An 18063-nucleotide genomic window follows, 5' to 3' on the forward strand; every position below is an offset into this window, starting at 1 on the left:
CGCCCCCCCCGCCCAAATGGCGCGGGCCGCCCCCCATCGCGGCAGCCGGCGCGTTTCAGTTTGAGCGCACAATAAGCGCGATCCGCGCGCGCACGACCCGATGAGGAGGCGATATCATGGCCACCCGAAAATCCACCAGCAAGTCCAGGCGCCCCGTCGCGCGCGGCAAGTCGGGCCGGCCGCCGCGCCAGCGGCACGCCCAGGCGCACGCGGCGCATCGCGCCAAAAGTCCGAAGAAGTGGTCGCACCACGTGATGGAAACCAGTGACGCGATGGATATCCAACACGATGTTTTCAAAACCGGCAGCGCCGAGTCAATCGCACAATCGCTCAAGCAGTCGTCCACGAAAAGCCGCCGCCGCAAAGGCACGCCGTTCCAGTCGGCCATGTCGATGCTGAACTTCTATATCAATCGCGCCGGCAGGAACCTGTCGAAAACGCGCCGCGACACCTTGCAGCAAGCCAAGCGCAAGCTGCGCGAAGCATTCGGACGCGCGCCGTGAAATGACGCGTCAGTGACTGACGCGTCCAGGCGCACCTTTCTTCAACCGGCCGCGCATGCAGCATGCGCATGCGGCCCTCACCGGATGCTCATGCACGAAACTTTGTGGTTTCTCATCGTTGGTGCCGTGCTCGTTTTTATGGGCCTGGCGGCAACGGCACTGCGGCGGCTACCTATGAGCGCCGCCATGTTTTATCTCGCGATCGGCTACTTCCTCGGGCCGCCCGGCATTGGCTTGCTGCGCCTCGATATGATCGCCGATGCGCGTGTGCTGCGCACCATCACCGAAGTCGCACTGCTCGTCTCGCTGTTTGCCATCGGCCTGCGGTTGCGGCTAGGCATGCTCGAAAAACTCTGGACCGTACCACTGCGTCTCGGCTTCCTTGCGATGCTCGCGACCATTCCGCTGCTGATGCTGTTCGGCGTGTACGTCCTGCATCTCGGCTGGGGGCCGGCCTTGCTGCTCGCGGCGATCCTCGCGCCGACCGATCCGGTATTGGCCCACGACGTTCAAGTGCACAACCCCGGCGATCACGACCTGCTGCGCTTCGCGCTCTCCGGCGAAGGCGGACTGAACGACGGCATCGCGCTGCCCTTCGTGATGCTCGGCCTGGCGCTATGCGCGGCGCCCGCCGCCGAAGCGGGCGATCTGTTGAACCTGGAGCTCGCGGGCAGCATCGTGTGGGGCGTGGCGGGCGGGATTGTCATCGGCGGCGCGCTCGGCTGGGCCACGACCCACGCAGTGGCATGGCTGCGCACGCGCCACGCGCAGGCGCTCGGACTCGAGGGGTTTTTCGCGCTCGGTTTGATCGTGCTGTCGTTTGGCGCCGCGCAGCTCGCGCACACCTATGGCTTTCTGGCCGTGTTCGCCGCCGGTGTCGCGATGCGCCGTGTCGAACACCGCGCGAGCGGCGGCCAGTCGCCTCGCGAAACCATCGGCACCGTCGATTCCGAAGACGTCGAAGCGACCGCGGCGAATCCAAGCAAAGCGCACGCGTATATGACGGAGTCGGTGCTCGGCTTCACGATCGAACTCGAACGCATCGCCGAGGTCGCCGTCATGGCGATGGTCGGCAACGTGCTCGCCACGATGCACATGCCGCTCTTCACCTGGCAGACCATTGCGCTGACCGCCGCGCTGTTCGTGCTCGTGCGGCCGATATCGGTGGAGTTGTCGCTGCTGGGTTCGAGCGCGACGCCGACGCAGCGCCGTTTGATGAGCTGGTTCGGGATACGCGGCATCGGTTCGTTTTACTACCTGGCGTACGCGCTCGAAAACGGCGCCGCGGCCGATGTCGCTCCGCTTGTGCATCTCACACTGGCTGTGATCGCGGCGTCAGTGGTGATTCACGGTGTCTCGGCTACACCGTTGATGAACTGGTATCGCCGGCTGCGCAGTCATGAAGGTTAGTCACGATCATTCAAACACGTTGATGCGCGAATCAGGTCTCTGCGCGACCGTCGATTGGAATCGCTAGAATACGGGACCTTTATGCTGCAACAAGCCTTCGCACCTTCGATGACTCCACCCGACAATTCCCAACGCACGGCACGGGCGAGCGCCGCCAACTCGCTGTTTGCCTTTCTCAAGTCGTTGCCGCTCGGCGAGCGCCTGATCGAAGGCAGCTTCATGGCCGTGCAGGCGGTCGCCGGCGCGAGTCTCGCCGTCGCCATCGGTCGCATGCTGCATACCGAGCAAACCTTCTGGGCCGCCATCACGGCGATCGCGGTCAGCCAGCATAGCTACGTCGACACCCGCAACCTGTCGCGCGATCAATTCATCGGCGCGATGGTCGGCGGCTTGTGCGGACTCGTGGGCGCCACGTTCGGCGCCGGCTATTTCGCGGCGTATGCGGCCACGGTGGGCGTGGCGATTGCCCTGTGCTGGATCCTGAACGTCGGCAGCGCGGCGCGTCTGGGCGGCATTACGGCGACGATCATGCTGCTGGTGCCGGGCATGGGGCCCGCGTGGGACAAAGCCCTGATGCGCCTCGGCGAAGTGACGCTCGGCACGATCTGCGCATTGCTGGTGGCCTTCCTGATGTCGTGGATCGAACGGCGCTGGTTCGGCAAACCTGGCAAGCCTTAGCTAGTTTTCAGTCAGATCGCTCTCTTGCGGACGACGCCGGTAGCGTCCCGGCGGCACGCCGACGCTTTGCTGAAACGCCTTGCCAAAGGCGGCCTCCGATTGATAGCCCACCGCCTCGCCAATCTCGGCCGCGCTGCGCTGCGTGCGGCGCAGCAGATCGCACGCGATGGTCATGCGGATCTGCGTGAGAAAGTCCATCACCGTCATGCCCGCGCGCTCGTTGAAATGGCGAGCGTAAGTCGCGCGCGACATGGCGGCGAGTTTGCCGAGTTCGGCGATGGTCCACGCCCGTTCGGGAGCGCGCAGCATGCCTTGCACGGAAGCGCCCAGGCGCGCATCGGCAAGCAGCGCGAGCACGCCTGAAGCCGATGCATTCTGCTCGCCGTGTGCCCTTAGCGCCATGGCGAGGAGCGCGTGGCTCAGTGCGGTGACGATCGCGAGGGCGCCCGCCTGGCGTCGTTCGGCCTCGCTGCGCATCAGCCTGATCACCGTTTGCAACGAGTCCAGCGTTTCCATGCCGCCCAGCGAGACATGGAACGGATCGGGCAACGCGTTCAGCAGCAAGGCCGACGAACCGGGCGAGTAGACAAAGCGGCCGCACAGAAGATCGAGGTCGGCAGGGATGCGCGCGCCGTCGTGGCCGTCGTTGCGTCGCAAAGGCAGCATGCCGTCATGGTCTTGCGTCAACGGTGCAGTGGCGGCCGAGCGTTGCATATCGCGCACTCGATGCGCCGCGCCGCGTGGAAACAGCATGAAGTCGCCCGCGCGCAATGCACGCTGCGCGCCGTCGGCGGTTTCGACGACGCATGCGCCATCCAGCACGACGTGGAACGGCGCGATGCCCGCCGCCTCTGGGCCATGATCGATATCGAAAGCGCCCGAGAGCAGGCAACGCAGATCGAGGCTGGCCTGGGGCCGGGCGAGGTCGATCAGTCGGCTGAGCGTATCCATGAGACGATCGCGCTAAAAATTGAGTGAATCGAGTATTCAGGATATCGCGGCGCAGCGCAATACTTGTCTCACGACGCCGGCACCCGCCGACGCACAACAGACCAAGGAGCACCGCCATGTTGAACTGGATCGAATACCGTCAAGAACTGGTCGGCCGGATCGGCGAGATCGCCAAACTGTCTCCGGAGACCGTCAAGGGCTATCAGGCGTTGTCGAGCGCCGGCCAGAAGAAGGATCTGCTCGGCGCGAAGACGCGCGAACTGATTGCGCTCGCGGTGGCGGTCAGCCTGCGTTGTGACGGCTGTATTACCGTGCACACCGCCGAAGCACTCAAGCATGGCGCGACGCGCGAGGAAATCGCCGAAGCGCTGGGCGTAGCGGTTGCGATCAATGCGGGCGCCGCGATGGTGTACTCGGCTCGCACGATGGATGCCGCCGCGGCTTATGCCGCGCAAGCGGCTGATGCGGGCCAGGCTGCTACGGAATGAGCGGATGCGCGGCGAGATGCTTGTCTACCTGAGACAGCGCAAGTGGCCGGAGCGGGAGCCTGATAGGCGTCCGCTCCGCCAGCCGCGCCGGCGGATGCCACAACCGCGCACCGCGTTCACAGACCGTGCTGTCCTCACACGGCGTCCAGCCGGCGCGGCTGGGTGCGGCCGGTTTCGCTGGCCGCTGCCACTACGCCGCCGGATGCCGCGCCTCTTCAAGCTGCTTACGTCGCGGCTCGCCCTGACGCTCCAGCATCCAGCCCGGATATTCCGCGGGCAGCGTGCTGACCTGATCGAGTTTCGCGAGTTCGTCCGCGGTGAGCGAAACGCCCGTCGCGGCGATATTGTCGTCGAGCTGCTCGACCTTCTTCGCGCCGACGATCACCGTGGTCACCACCCGTTGATGCAGCAGCCACGCTAGCGCGATCTGCGCGACCGACACCCGCTTCACCTCGGCGATATCGCGCATCACGTCGATACAGTCATAAGCGCGCTCGCGATTGACCGGCGGAAAATCGAACGTCGTGCGACGGCTGCCCGCTTCGCCCTGCTGCTCACGCCCAAACTTGCCGCTCAGCAAGCCGCCCGCGAGCGGACTCCACACCATCAGGCCGAGGCCTTCGCTGTGCAGCATCGGCGCGAGTTCCCGTTCGAGGTCGCGGCCCGCCAGCGTGTAATACGCCTGCAGCGTTTCGAAACGCGCGAGCCCAAGGCGCTCGGAAATGCCGAGCGCTTTCACGATCTGCCATGCGGCCCAGTTCGATACGCCCACATAGCGCACATGGCCGTGCTGCACCAGCGTGTCGAGTGCGCGCATGGTTTCCTCGATCGGCGTGGCCGGATCGAAACCGTGGATCTGATACAGGTCGACGTGATCGAGTTGCAGACGCTTCAGGCTCGCCTTCACACCGTCGATGATGTGATAACGCGAGGCGCCGCGCGCGTTGGGAAACTCGCCAGTCTGGCCGAAGACCTTGGTGGCCACCACCACTTTGTCGCGCGGCACCTTGAGGTTTTTCAGCGCCTGGCCCGTGATCTGTTCGGAGAGGCCCTCTGAGTAGACGTCGGCTGTGTCGATGAAATTGATGCCCGCGTCGAGCGCCCGGCCGACCAGCCGCTCCGCGTCCCCCTGTTGCAGATCGCCGATCTGCTTCCAGATGCCCCCGCCGCCGCCGAAGGTCATCGTGCCCAAACATAATTCTGAAACAAACACACCGGTACGGCCCAACTGGTTGTATCGCATCGTCGAAACTCCATCGTGGTTCGTGGATGGGTGAGGCGTAGAGAGTACTGCAATTGGCAAAGTCCGGCAGAGCGTGAGGCGGAATTGCGCGTGTCGTACCTCCTTATCCACGCTTCAAACTCCTTACGATTTGTGTAGCCGTGCGCCGGCTGCGTCACGCTGAGCGCCGACGGCAAAATTTGCCACCGCACAGCCGTCCATTGCGACATAAATACCGGCATGGGCTCGTCGGCAAAGCCCGCGTAAACCTGCCAGACTGATTCCTGATCCTTGCAACCGGCTGCTTTCGCCGTCCTCTGGATATGCCCCGCCCCGCCCCCATCTACGCCAGCATGACTCCGGCCTCCTCCACTACTGCCGCTTTGGGCGCGTCGCCCGCCACCGCATCCGTCGCGACGCCCGCCATTGGGCTGTCGACGGCCGGCGCGCTGGCCGATTTCCATCCCGCGGTCGCGAACTGGTTTCTCAAGACTTTCCCCGCGCCCACCGATGCGCAAGCCGCCGCGTGGCCGCAGATTCGCCGTGGCCGCTCCACGCTGGTGGCCGCGCCGACGGGTTCGGGCAAGACGCTCACCGCCTTCCTGTCCGCGCTCGACGATCTGGTCCGGCAAGGCCTCGGCAACGGCGGCGCACTGCCCGACGAAACGCTGGTGGTCTACGTGTCGCCGCTTAAAGCGCTCTCCAACGACATCCGCCTCAATCTGCAACTGCCGTTGCAAGGCATCGCCGCGGAACTCGACGCGAGCGGCTTGCCGGCGCTGGACATCCGCACCGCCGTGCGGACGGGCGACACTACGCAGCAGGAACGCAACGCGTTGAAGAAGCGCGCGCCGCATATCCTCGTGACCACGCCGGAATCGCTTTACGTGCTGCTCGGCTCGGACTCCGGCCGCCGCATGCTTTCGACCGTGCGCACGGTGATCGTCGATGAAATTCATGCGCTCGCCGGCAGCAAGCGCGGCAGCCATCTCGCGCTCAGTCTGGAGCGGCTCGACGCGCTATGCCAGCGGCGTTTGCCGCGTATCGGCCTGTCGGCAACGCAAAAGCCGGTAAGCGCGGTCGCGCGCTTTCTGGTGGGCCGCGGGAGTATCGACAGCGGCATTCCCGCCGATTGCGCGATCGTCGACGTGGGTCATATTCGCGAGCGCGATCTCGCGCTCGAAATCCCGCCTGTGCCGCTCGAGGCGGTGATGCCCAACGAGGTATGGGAGCGCGTCTACGACCGTCTCGCCGAACTGGTGGCGATGCACCGCACCACGCTGATTTTCGTCAACACGCGCCGCATGGCCGAGCGCGCCGCGCGTCATCTGACCGAGCGGCTGGGCAAGGAGGTGGTCGCCGCGCATCACGGCAGTCTCGCGAAGGAACATCGTTTCGATGCCGAGCAGCGCCTGAAACGCGGAGAATTGCGCGTGCTGATCGCCACCGCTTCGCTGGAACTCGGCATCGATATCGGCGACGTCGATCTGGTCTGCCAGATGGGTTCGCCACGCGCGATCGCGCCGTTCCTGCAACGCGTCGGACGTTCGGGCCATCACGTGGGCGGCATGCCCAAGGGCAGACTGTTTCCGAATTCTCGCGACGATCTGATTGAATGCGCCGCGCTACTCGATTGCGTGCGGCGCGGCGAGCTGGACGCGCTGCGGATTCCACGCGCGCCGCTCGATGTGCTCGCCCAGCAGATCGTCGCGGAAGTGTCGAGCGCGGAATGGAGCGAGGACGCGCTGTTCGACCTGATGCGGCGCGCCGCGCCGTACGCGGACCTCACGCGTGACCAGTACGACGCCGTGCTGCGCATGCTCGCAGAAGGCTACACGAGCCGCAACGGTCCGCGCGGCGCCTATATTCATCGCGACGTGGTGAGCGGCACGCTGCGCGGCCGGCGCGGCGGCAAGCTGGTGGCAGTTACGTCGGGCGGCACGATTCCCGAGAACGCTGACTATGCCGTCGTGCTCGAACCGCAGGCGATCAATATCGGCACCGTCAACGAGGATTTCGCCGTCGAAAGTCTGGCCGGCGACGTGTTTCAACTCGGCAACGCGTCGTACCGGATTCTGCGGATCGAAAGCGGACGCGTGCGCGTCGAGGACGCGCAGGGCCAGCCGCCGAATATTCCGTTCTGGCTCGGCGAAGCGCCGGGGCGCAGCGACGAATTGTCGTTCGGCGTCGCGCGTTTGCGCGAACAGATTGGGCGTCTTCTCGACGCAGAGGACACGGCGGCCGGTTTTGCGGACGCGACCGGCACCGAGGTCGAAACACTCCCCGTCCGCATCGACCACGCGATCCACTGGCTCGTCGACAACCTCGATCTCGACGAAGCCGCCGCCCGCCAGATCGTCGACTATCTCGCCCGTGCGCGCGCCGCGCTCAGCGTGCTGCCCACGCAGAACACGCTGGTCATGGAGCGTTTCTTCGACGAATCCGGCGGCACCCAGCTCGTCATCCACGCGCCGTTCGGCAGCCGGGTGAACCGCGCGTGGGGCCTCGCGCTGCGCAAGCGCTTTTGCCGCACCTTCAACTTCGAGCTGCAAGCCGCCGCCACCGAGGACGCGATCGTGCTGTCGCTGACCGGCAGCCATTCCTTCGTGCTCGACGACGTGTGGCGCTATCTGCATTCGAACAGCGCGGAGCATCTGCTGATTCAGGCGCTGCTCGATGCGCCGCTGTTCGGCGTGCGCTGGCGCTGGAACGCGACCACCGCGCTCGGCCTGCCGCGTTACACCGGCGGGCGCAAAACCGCGCCGCAATTGCAGCGCATGCGTAGCGAAGATCTACTGGCGAACGTGTTTCCCGAGCAGGCCGCGTGTCTGGAGAACGTAGTCGGCGAGCGCGAGCTGCCGCACCATCCGTTAGTGGACCAAACCGTCGACGACTGTTTGCACGAGGCAATGGACAGCGAACGCTGGCTTGCGCTGCTGCGCCGTATCGAACAGGGCGACGTGCAACTCGTTGCGCGCGACTTGCCGGCGCCCTCGCCGCTCGCCGCCGAAATCCTCAACGCGAAACCGTACGCCTATCTCGACGACGCGCCGATCGAGGAGCGTCGCACGCAAGCCGTGCTGAACCGCCGCTGGACCGACCCGTCGAGCGCCGACGATCTCGGCGCGCTCGATGCCGAAGCCATCGAAAGCGTGCGCGATGAAGCGTGGCCGCAGGCGCGCAACGCCGACGAGATGCATGAAGCGTTGACCGGCCTTGCCTGCATCACCGAGACCGAAGCGCGCCGCAATGAAGGCTGGCCGACATGGCTCGCGTCGCTGGCCGAGTCCGGCCGCGCCACCCGCCTGCCACTCGCCGGCGACTCCGCCGTGTGGCTGCCGGTCGAACGCGTCACCTGCTTTCAGTCGCTCTATCCCGACGCGCGCTTTGCGCCGCCGCTCGCCGCGCCGAAAGGCTACACAGAGACCTGGAACGCCGACGACGCCCTGATCGACGTGCTCCGTGCGCGCCTGACCGGCTTCGGCCCCCTGCCGGTCGGCGCGATTGCACAGGCGCTGACGTTGCCGGCGGCATCGGTCGAACAGAGCCTGACGCGCCTCGAAACCGAAGGCTATGTGATGCGCGGCCGCTTCACGCCGCAAGCCACCGACGAAGAATGGTGCGAACGACATCTTCTCGCGCGCATACACCGCTACACGGTAAAACGTTTGCGTCGCGAGATCGAGCCGGTGGAGCGGCATGATTTCATGCGCTTTCTGTTCGAGTGGCAGCATCTGACGCCGGACACACGCAGCGAAGGGCGCGACGCGCTGGCCGCGGTCCTCGAACAGCTCGAAGGCTTCCAGGCCGCCGCGGGCGCGTGGGAGGAAGACATCCTGCCCGCGCGCGTGAAGGCCTACGCGAATACTTCGCTCGACGAACTATGCCGCGCCGGCAAAATAGTCTGGACCCGCCTGACGGAACGCGCGCGCGGCGCTACGGGGCCCATCCGCAGCACGCCGATCGTGCTGCTGCCGCGCGCGCAAGTACGCATATGGAGCACGTTGCTCGATCCGTCGAAGCAACCGGAGTTGTCGGCACGCGCGCAGAGCGTGTATGACACGCTCGTGCAGCACGGCGCGATGTTCTTCGACGAATTGCTTGCTGAAGTTCGCGTATTGCGTATGGAACTGGAGAGCGCGCTGGGCGAACTGGTGGCCGCGGGTCTCGTGAATTCGGACAGTTTCGCGGGCTTGCGTGCTTTGTTGAAGCCGGTCGCCAAGCGCAACGCGTTTTCCAGCAACAGGCGCGCGCGTTCGAGCGCACTGATCGGCGGCATGGACGACGCGGGGCGCTGGGCGCTGGTCAGCCGGCCCACCACTGCTACTGCGTCTGAGACCGTGCCGGAACGCCGCCGGCCATTCCCACCTGAAGTGCTGGAACATGTCGCGATGACGCTGTTGCGCCGTTATGGCGTGGTGTTCTGGCGTCTGCTCGAACGCGAGGCCGAGTGGCTGCCGCCATGGCGAGACCTGCTGCGCATTTTTCAACGGCTCGAAGCGCGTGGCGTAATTCGCGGCGGGCGCTTCGTGAATGGCCTCGCCGGCGAACAATTTGCTCTGCCCGAAGCGATTCCCGTGCTGCGAGAAGTGCGGCGGCATGCGAACGACGGTGCTTTTGTCTGTGTCGCCGGGACCGATCCGTTGAATCTCGCCGGCACTTTGCTGGTCGGCGAACGTGTGCCCGCTGTGGCGGGAAACCGGATTCTGTATCGCGACGGCGTCGTGGTGGCCACGCTCGTGTCGGGGACTTTCTGGTTCGAAGCGTCGCTGGAAGCGGTTCCCGCCGAAAAGGAAAAGGCTCGCGTGTGGCTGGCGCGACGGTTTTAGCTGTTTAGAATGAGCGCGGGTTGCGGTCGAATACCTGCGCGTGACCGGAAAATAACACGTAAAAAACACGTAAAAAAGGCCTAAAGACGGAAGACTTACTGACCGTTAATCTTTATAAGCCCTAATTCCAATCGCTTCGCTACAATGGGGACAGTCTTAAGTATGATGAAGACTGTTTGCCGACTCCGCCTTCACGGCGGCCACCGGCACACACCGCCCGGGGATCTCATGAACGACGACCAACACGAGCAGGTGCTTTATGCCCAGTTCGGCACAAGCAGCCCATGCTGGCGTCTGTCGAACGACAGCAACGCGCTCGAACTCACGCCCGTCACTGGCGACGTGCCGGCCAATGTCGCTATTCCGCTGAATCCTCAGCAGGCCTCGCAAATCCGCTGCCTCACCGGCGTGACCTCGCATCTCGTCCTCGACGTACGGCTGTTCGGCGAACCGCTGCGTTTGCATCTCGTCGGCAAAAAACTCACCAGCAACAGCTGGGCCGGCACCGCCTCGGCCTATGACGACACCGAATCCGTCGCCCGCGATCTGGTCCACGGCCTCTCGTTTGCGGAACAGGTCGTGTCCGAAGTGAATTCGGTCGTCGTAATCGTTGACCGGCATGGCCGAATACAACGCTTCAACCGTCTTGCCGAAGAACTCACGGGCGTCAAGGAAGAGAACATCATCGGCCGCAACGTATGGGCGTTGTTCATGTCCACCGAAGACGGCGCGGCCTCCAGCCAGAACATTGCAGGCTTCTTCAATCGCGGCGTGTCGTACGAAGTCGAGCGGCGTGTCAAAACGGTGCATGGCGAACGGCTCTTTCTGTTCCGCAATAAATTCGTCCACAGCGGCAGCGGCGTCGAGGAACAATTCCTGATCTGCTCGGGCACCGACATCACCGAGGAACGGCTCGCGCAGGAACGCCTCACCGAACTGGCGAACACCGACTCGCTCACCGGCCTCGCGAACCGCAACGCGATCCAGGACAAAATCCGCACCGCCATCGAAGACGCCGCGCCGGACGAAGCGGTCGGCGTGCTGTTCCTCGATCTCGACAACTTCAAGAAGGTCAACGATCACTACGGCCACGTATTCGGCGACCGCCTGATCCGCGACGTGTCGGCGGCCATCAGCGAGTGCCTGAACGAAGGCGATACGCTCGCGCGCCTCGGCGGTGACGAATTCATCGTGCTCGCTGCCAGGGGCACGGCGCACCAACTCGAAACCACCGCGCAGCGCATTCTCGAACGCATGCGCACGCCGTTCGCCCTCGGGCTCGTGGAGGTCTACACGGGCTGCTCGATCGGCATCGCGCTGTCTCCGGAACACGGCGACAGCCTCGAGTCGCTGATCCGTTCGGCCGACACGGCCATGTACGTCGCCAAAGACGAAGGCAAACGTACGCACCGCGTGTTCTCGCCGGAAATGAACCGCCGGGTCGCCGAGTACATGTGGCTCGACACCAATCTGCGCCGCGGCCTCGAAGAGGGGCAGCTGACGCTGCACTACCAGCCGAAACTGTCGCTCGCCACTGGCGTGGTGCAAGGCGTCGAAGCGCTGGTGCGCTGGAATTCGCCGGAGCGCGGGCAGATCATGCCCGCCGAGTTCATCCGTTACGCGGAAGAGTCCGGGCTGATCGGCGTGCTGGGTCGCTGGGTCATGGTAACGGCCGCGAAACAGGCCGCCAAATGGAAGGCGGACGGCTACAACCTGCGCGTCGCGATTAACGTGTCGGCGCGGCAACTGGTCGATACGGCCGTGGTCCGCCATTTCAGCGAGGCGCTGCAGGCCGCCAATCTCGATCCCTGTCTGATCGATCTCGAACTGACGGAGAGCTGCCTGATCGAAGACGAAACGGCTGCGATCGATCTGATCAAGCAGTTCCGCCAGCTCGGCGCGCAGGTTCATCTGGACGATTTCGGCACCGGCTATTCGTCGCTGTCGCAGCTCGGCCGGATTCCGCTCGACGTCATCAAACTCGACCGTAGCTTCGTGCGCTCGATCAACGCCGACACCAAAGCGCAGGCACTGGTGCGCTCCATGGTGGCCGTCGCGCAGGAATTGAATTTCAAAGTGGTCGCCGAAGGGATCGAGACCGAGTCGGAAGAAGTGTTCATGAAGGGCTTGGGCGTGGATTACGTGCAGGGCTTCCTGTACGGCCAGGCCATGCCGGCGGCTGAATTCGAACGCTGGTTGCAGGACAGACAGAAGCTCAGGCTGATTGCCTGAGCTTCTGTCGCCGCCCCCGTTGCGGCCTGTTGTGGTCGCCCCCCGGTCAGTTCAGGCGAAATTGGCCGCGCTGACCGTCGTCTGACGCAGGTTCGAGGTGCGGCGATTCTGCAGCATCACCAGCCGCTCCATGAAGGCGAGGTCCTTCTCCTCGATCGTGAAGGCGGCGTCGACCCAATCCTCGGTAATCTCCATCAACTCGGCGCGCGAGAGTTGCAGCACGCGCTGGCGCGCGCGCAGCATCGCCCGGACGCCGTTCATTTTCGGCTTGAGCGTGTCGATGAAAGTACGGGTCGCCATATAGGCTTCGCCGGGCTCGAACAACTGATCGACCAGACCTTTGCCGTAGTGCCATTCGGCCGTATGCGATTCGCCGACGCCGATCAGCTCCTCCGCGAGCCGCATGCCGGCCTTGCGCGCCACCAGTGAATAACCGCCCATGCCCGGGAACAGATTGAACGCGATCTCCGGGAAGCCCATGCGTGCGTCGTTCTGCGCAAGCAGGAAATGATGCGCGAGCGCGGCCTCGAAGCCCCCACCGAGTGCCGTGCCCTCCACCATCGCGATCGAAATCGCCCCCGTGTCGAATCCCCGCGACGCCGCATGCACGCAATCCACACAGGCCCGTGCATAAGCCATGAGCGCCTGACGCTTGCCGGCGCGGATCGCGTCCGCGAAGAAATCCAGATCGCCGCCGACGTTGTACATGGTCGGAATCAACGAACCGGTGACCCAGAAATCGATCGGCAACCCCGACTCTCGTGCTGCCTGCGCGAGTTCCAGGATGTCGTGAACCAGATCGAGATTGAAACAGGGACGCGGCTGCGCCCGCAACATCATCCACATGACGTTGCGGCCTTCTTCGTAGTAAGCCGAGATTTGCGAAAGATTGCCGGCTTCGAGGAACGGGCGGCAGGCGTGGTGGTTATGCAGATTCATTTTGAACGGTCCTTTTAAGGTTAAACGCTGGTATTGCAATGCGAGCCTAAAGCAGACCGGAATCGGATGGGAGCGGGGTAACCAACAGATGAATGCAAGCCGCGTTCAAAAGCCCGCCAGCAGGCGCTCTGCGGGAAAGAGGCAAGTCGATGGCATGTCGCGCGGACGCAAACGCTTGCGCACCGAAGATGGGCGAAATTGGGCCACAAATAGGCACACCGCGTGCAATCAATTTGCGCACGGGCAAGGATTGAATTTCTTGCCGGATGGAAAAGAAAAAGAAATAGTCTTCGATTAGAAAATGCAATCGAAAATAATCAACGACGAATGGTTTTTTCTCTGATTGGTGGGCTAACAGACGGTGTATCCGCTTCGCATGATCAAACGCGGGCGGCCCACCGCGCCCCGCGCCTTTCCATCAGCGTCTTATTGCAGACGCGCGGACCAGTGGCCCGCTTCTTCCGCGCTCATGCCGACGGCCAGCGCCGCGGCGAGAATCTGCGCCCACGTGGCCGCGTCCACGGGAATACCCTCGGCCTCGCGCTGCGCACGCGTCACGCGCTCGGGTTCGCCGGGCTCATAGATACGGCCGGCGCCCGCCGCGAGCGGCGAGGCCTTCACCCAGTCGATAAACGCGTCGGCTTCGGCTTGCGCGTCCGGGGCGTCGAAGGCGGCCGGATCGATGATCACCGACAGCATGCCGTTGATGATCGCGTTGGTCGTGCCGAGCGTGGTCGAGTGCGTGGTAAAGCCGCCGGACAGCGCGCCGCCGAAGATCTCGCACAGGGCCGCGAGCCCGAAACCCTTATGGCCGCCGAACGGCGTCAGCGAACCAAACGGCGCTTCGTGCATGACTTTGGGTTCGAGCGTGGCCCGGCCCTCGTGATCGATCAGCGCGCCGGGTTGCACCTGTTTGCCTTGGTTATACGCAACGCGCGTCTTGCCGTATGCCACCGTGCTGGTCGCGAAGTCGAGCACGAGCGGCGGCTTGCCGGGCCGCGGATAAGCGGCGCAAAACGGATTGGTGCCGATGCGCCGGTCCGCGCCGCCGAACGGCGCGACGAGCGGATCGCCCGCCACGTTGACGAAGTGGAACGACACGAGACCCGCCCGTGCGCACTGTTCGGCCCAATGACCGATACGCCCGATGTGATGCGCGCCACGCAAGCCGACCGCGCAGATGCCGAGGCGCTTGGCGCGCTCGATGCCCTGCTCCATGGCCTCGAACGCCACCACCTGGCCGAAGCCCTTGCCGCCTTCGACGGTCAGCACGGCGCCCACGTCTTTCACCAGGTCAGCGTGCAGGTTCAGCTGAAGCTCCCCGTCGGCGAGCGACGCCACATAGCGCGGAATCATCCCCACGCCATGCGAGTCGTGACCGGTCAGATTCGCCGCCACCAGATGGTCGGCGACCAGTTCCGCTTCACGTGGCGTGCTGCCCGCCTGCTCCCAGATCGCCCTCACATAGGCATGCAATTGATCGGCCGGAATCCGGGGCGTGACGGGTTGAGCGGTCGAGTTATCGGTCATTCACAGTGTCGGCGGACGTGACGGGTTCAGGGCAAACGACGGTCGAAGAGCATGCTCAAGGCGCGGCGGCGATCACCTCGGCGACCGCGGCCGTGAGCTTCTTGCCGTACGGCACGTGCAGGAACTCGTTCGGCCCATGTGCATTCGACTTCGGTCCGAGCACGCCGCACACCATGAACTGCGATTTCGGGAAGCCCGCCTTCAGCACGTTCATGAGCGGGATGGTGCCGCCCTGCCCCATGTAGGCGACGTCAGCGCCGTAGTGTCGGCGCGACGCGTCGTTGAGCGCGGTGGCGAGCCACGGTGCGAGGTCGGGCGCGCTCCAGCCGCTCGCCGCCCCCGCGTCCGGCTTGAACGTCACCTTGGCGTTGTACGGCGGATCGACTTCGAGCAGCGCCTTCAGTTCGGCGACGGCCTTCTCCGCCTCGATCATCGGCGGCAGACGCAGCGACAGCTTGAACGCCGTACGCGGACGCAGCACGTTGCCGGCGTCGGCCAATGCGGGCAAGCCGGCCGCGCCCGTCACCGACAGCGAGGGACGCCACGTCGAATTGAGCAAGGCCTCTTGCGGATCGGTGGTGGTGGGCAGCACCTGGCGGCCGTCCTGGCCGCAGGCCCACGGCAGCTTCTTCCAGACGTCGTCGCCGAGAATCCGGGCGGTGGCTTCCGCTTCGCGCAGACGATCCGCCGGGATATCGACGTGGAAACCCTTCGGCAATAGCGTGCCGTTGGCCGAGTCTTCGAGACGGTCGAACAGTTGCCGCATGATGCGGAAGCTCGACGGCGCGATGCCGCCATAGCCGCCCGAGTGAATGCCTTCGTCGAGCACCTGCACTTCGAGGTCGCCGGCGACCAGTCCGCGCAGCGACGTGGTGAGCCACAGCTGATCGTAGTTGCCCGCGCCCGAATCCAGGCACACGACAAGACCTACCTTGCCGAGCCGCTCGCGCAGCGCGTCGACGTACGGGAGCAGATCGTAGCTGCCCGACTCCTCGCAGGTTTCGATCAGACCGACGCAACGCGGACGCTCGACGCCTTGCGCGTCCAGCGCGGCGAGTGCGGTGATGCTCGCGTAGATCGCATAGCCGTCGTCGGCGCCGCCGCGGCCGTAGAGCTTGTCGTTCTCAAGCTTGGGCGTCCACGGTCCGAGGTCGTTACGCCAGCCGTCGAACTCGGGCTGCTTGTCGAGGTGCCCGTACAGCACGATGGTCTCTTCGCTGCCCGACCGGGTCGCCGCCGACTCGAAGAAGATCACCGGCGTGCGGCCCGGCAAGCGGATGATTTCGAGTTTCAGGCCACGCACGGGCTGCTGTTCGGCCCATTGCGCCGCGTCGGTGATCACGCGCTCCAGATAGCCGTGCTTGACCCACTCGGGATCGAACGCCGGACTCTTGGCCGGCACGGCGATGTAGTCCGTCAGCGCGGGCACGATCTCGTCGTTCCACTTGCGGTCCACGAATTCGCGTAGGGTCTCGGGGTTGATGCGGTGAGCCTGCTGGGTATCGTCGGAGATCATGATGGCGGTCCGTGGGGATATGTTCTGTCGAAACGATCATGATAGTCCCGATGCGGGATTGGCTGAACCCCTCGCCGCGCATCGGGCTTGCAGAATGGCTTCCGCTGCCGCTCATTCCGGCCGTGTCGAGCGGCCCAAGCCTTTGCGGCGAGCTTACGCAAACAAAACAATCGCGCGACAATCGCGCCATAGGTCGCGTATCGGGAGCCGCTTCATGGGGGGCAACGTTGTCGTTCAGGCCATCGCCGCAGTGCTGGCGCTGGCGCTCTATTTTCTGCCGGCCATGCTGGCGGACCGGCGCAAACGCCATGACGTGCTGACGCTGGCGCTCTTCAACGCCTGTTTCGGGTGGACCGTGTTCGGCTGGCTGCTTGCGCTCTATTGGGCATTGCAACCGAACCCGCCGAAGAACATCGCGGGCGAGATCGTGGAGACGCGCAAGCTCGTGAAGATGCGAGCGTTTTCGTCCGCGCTGCTGGTGCGCGTGCAACGACGCGCAAGCGCGCGGGAACGCTCGGAAAAGTGAATCAGGCGTGGCGTGGATGAAGCAGAAAACAGACTGGTCGGCCGAAGCACCGGCCGACCGTGCGGGCTCTGTTCAGGCCGCGCGGCTCATGCGGTTCCACAGCACGGAACCAGCGGGAATGGAGCGCGGCTCGGCACGTACGCTCGCGGGTGAAAACATCTCGCGGCGCAATTCGCCGTGTTCGTCGAACCATTCGCAAATCAGCCAGTCACCGGGGTTGAGTGCCACTGGGCCTGCGTACGTCACCGTCATTCGTGAGCCCCCTTCCTTCAACGTGACGACGTCGCCGACATTGAACTGAGCGGCTGGCGGTGTCTGGAATGCGTCAATGGTAGCGGTCAGCATATTCATCCCCCTACGGAACCGTTGAACGGTATTTAAGTCATTGCGCCGGTTTTTTCGACTTTAGACCTGCTGAAGGAAAACGCTAAAAGATTTGGCAAGATTAACAATCGAAATTAATCGCTGCAAGTGCTTTTTATTGATACCGTTTTCATTGGCAGTGGAATGGCTTCCACTGCCGGCGGTCGATGGGTAAAACCGGGAAAACCCTTCAATGCGCCGCCTGGCCGCCCGTTCATGCGGCACTGCACTATCGCAAGACTTGCTGCGGGGTGTCGGCGCAGCCAGTAGAAAATGCGAACGCCGTTTCGTCATATCTAATGCGTCAGCAGACGGGTATTCAGGGTTTATTCCGATCCACCACAACAGAATTACCTGTGAATAACGAACTCACCGGTAAATGCGCCATGCTTAAAATCGGCCTTGTTTAAAAAAACGCCTAATAATTTCCGGCAGCTTTGTTGAAAACGATTCCCGCCGCCAGATTTTCAAACCGGCTGCGCCGAGCGGCGCAGCGCGAGTTGCTGGTGCCGCACCAGGAGATTCTGGAGGCGAGTTCCGGCCTTGCTGGTAACGGCCGGAACCCGGACGAGTTCTCATATTTTTCCGAAAGAACGGGGGCGCCGGCGCGGTTCGCGCGGGAAGTCTGGTATGACGATCGTCACGATAGATGCCGCCGGTACGAATCCCCCTAGCCAGCCGGGCAGCGTCGGGTAACGCGGCAGCCGCTGCCCCCGGTACTACCCGTCGTTTCGGCGCGTCTGGTTTCATGGTCACAGTTAGTCGATCCCTACAGGAGGCGGCGAGATTCCGTGAGAAACCAGCGAGGTGCAGCGATGACAGTTTCGGCAATAGGTAACGGCCCCACGAATTTCAACCATGCGGACACGAACGCGA

At 64.1% G+C, this 18063-nt stretch carries 13 protein-coding genes; 7 read left to right on the forward strand and 6 right to left on the reverse strand.

All coding sequences use genetic code 11. The annotated features are described in order from the left end of the window. Positions 1–116 precede the first annotated feature (116 nt). The 3 genes from PQR32_RS36505 to PQR32_RS36515 all read left to right on the forward strand — a co-directional run bounded on the left by PQR32_RS36505 (position 117) and on the right by PQR32_RS36515 (position 2591). On the forward strand, positions 117–503 hold the full coding sequence (locus tag PQR32_RS36505; protein WP_408239078.1) for a DUF3175 domain-containing protein: 387 nt from the start codon (positions 117–119) through the stop codon (positions 501–503). Positions 504–593: 90 nt separating this feature from the next. Next, positions 594–1913 carry a cation:proton antiporter gene (locus PQR32_RS36510; RefSeq protein WP_408239081.1) on the forward strand — a complete coding sequence of 440 codons (1320 nt, stop codon included), beginning with the start codon at positions 594–596 and terminating at the stop codon, positions 1911–1913. 108 nt (positions 1914–2021) lie between these two features. Next, entirely contained in the window at positions 2022–2591 is a 570-nt protein-coding gene (locus PQR32_RS36515; RefSeq protein WP_408239084.1) for an FUSC family protein, read from the forward strand. Here PQR32_RS36515 and PQR32_RS36520 read toward each other — a convergent pair whose 3' ends face one another. Then, positions 2592–3542, reverse strand: a complete 951-nt coding sequence (locus PQR32_RS36520; protein ID WP_408239087.1) for a cupin domain-containing protein — start codon at positions 3540–3542, stop codon at positions 2592–2594. 116 nt (positions 3543–3658) lie between these two features. Between PQR32_RS36520 and PQR32_RS36525 the strand changes: the two genes are divergently transcribed. Beyond that, positions 3659–4030 carry a carboxymuconolactone decarboxylase family protein gene (locus PQR32_RS36525; RefSeq protein WP_408239090.1) on the forward strand — a complete coding sequence of 124 codons (372 nt, stop codon included), beginning with the start codon at positions 3659–3661 and terminating at the stop codon, positions 4028–4030. Between the two features lie 190 nt (positions 4031–4220). Here the strand turns inward: PQR32_RS36525 and PQR32_RS36530 are convergent, their stop codons facing one another. Further along, on the reverse strand, positions 4221–5273 hold the full coding sequence (locus PQR32_RS36530; protein WP_408239093.1) for an aldo/keto reductase: 1053 nt from the start codon (positions 5271–5273) through the stop codon (positions 4221–4223). A gap of 332 nt (positions 5274–5605) precedes the next feature. On the opposite strand from PQR32_RS36530, the gene PQR32_RS36535 reads away from it, so the two are divergent. Next, on the forward strand, positions 5606–10081 hold the full coding sequence (locus PQR32_RS36535; protein WP_408239096.1) for a DEAD/DEAH box helicase: 4476 nt from the start codon (positions 5606–5608) through the stop codon (positions 10079–10081). A gap of 228 nt (positions 10082–10309) precedes the next feature. Continuing rightward, entirely contained in the window at positions 10310–12313 is a 2004-nt protein-coding gene (pdeR, locus tag PQR32_RS36540) for a cyclic di-GMP phosphodiesterase (protein WP_408239099.1), read from the forward strand. A 51-nt stretch (positions 12314–12364) separates the two neighbouring features. On the opposite strand, the gene PQR32_RS36545 is transcribed toward pdeR, so the two are convergent. The 3 genes from PQR32_RS36545 to PQR32_RS36555 form a co-directional block, all read right to left on the reverse strand. Further along, positions 12365–13252: a crotonase/enoyl-CoA hydratase family protein gene (locus tag PQR32_RS36545; RefSeq protein WP_408239102.1), complete on the reverse strand. Its 888-nt coding sequence runs from the start codon at positions 13250–13252 to the stop codon at positions 12365–12367. A 426-nt stretch (positions 13253–13678) separates the two neighbouring features. Beyond that, positions 13679–14782, reverse strand: coding sequence for a malate/lactate/ureidoglycolate dehydrogenase (locus PQR32_RS36550; RefSeq protein WP_408239105.1), 1104 nt, complete (start codon positions 14780–14782; stop codon positions 13679–13681). 55 nt (positions 14783–14837) lie between these two features. Next, complete coding sequence (locus PQR32_RS36555; protein WP_408239108.1) at positions 14838–16298, reverse strand: M20 family metallopeptidase; 1461 nt, start codon at positions 16296–16298, stop codon at positions 14838–14840. Positions 16299–16512: 214 nt separating this feature from the next. Between PQR32_RS36555 and PQR32_RS36560 the strand changes: the two genes are divergently transcribed. Continuing rightward, positions 16513–16824 carry a superinfection immunity protein gene (locus PQR32_RS36560; RefSeq protein WP_408239111.1) on the forward strand — a complete coding sequence of 104 codons (312 nt, stop codon included), beginning with the start codon at positions 16513–16515 and terminating at the stop codon, positions 16822–16824. A 72-nt stretch (positions 16825–16896) separates the two neighbouring features. On the opposite strand, the gene PQR32_RS36565 is transcribed toward PQR32_RS36560, so the two are convergent. Further along, positions 16897–17169, reverse strand: a complete 273-nt coding sequence (locus tag PQR32_RS36565; RefSeq protein ID WP_408239114.1) for a YodC family protein — start codon at positions 17167–17169, stop codon at positions 16897–16899. Positions 17170–18063: the final 894 nt, after the last annotated feature.

This window comes from Paraburkholderia dipogonis (assembly GCF_046027395.1).
Taxonomy (GTDB): Bacteria; Pseudomonadota; Gammaproteobacteria; order Burkholderiales; family Burkholderiaceae; genus Paraburkholderia; species Paraburkholderia dipogonis_A.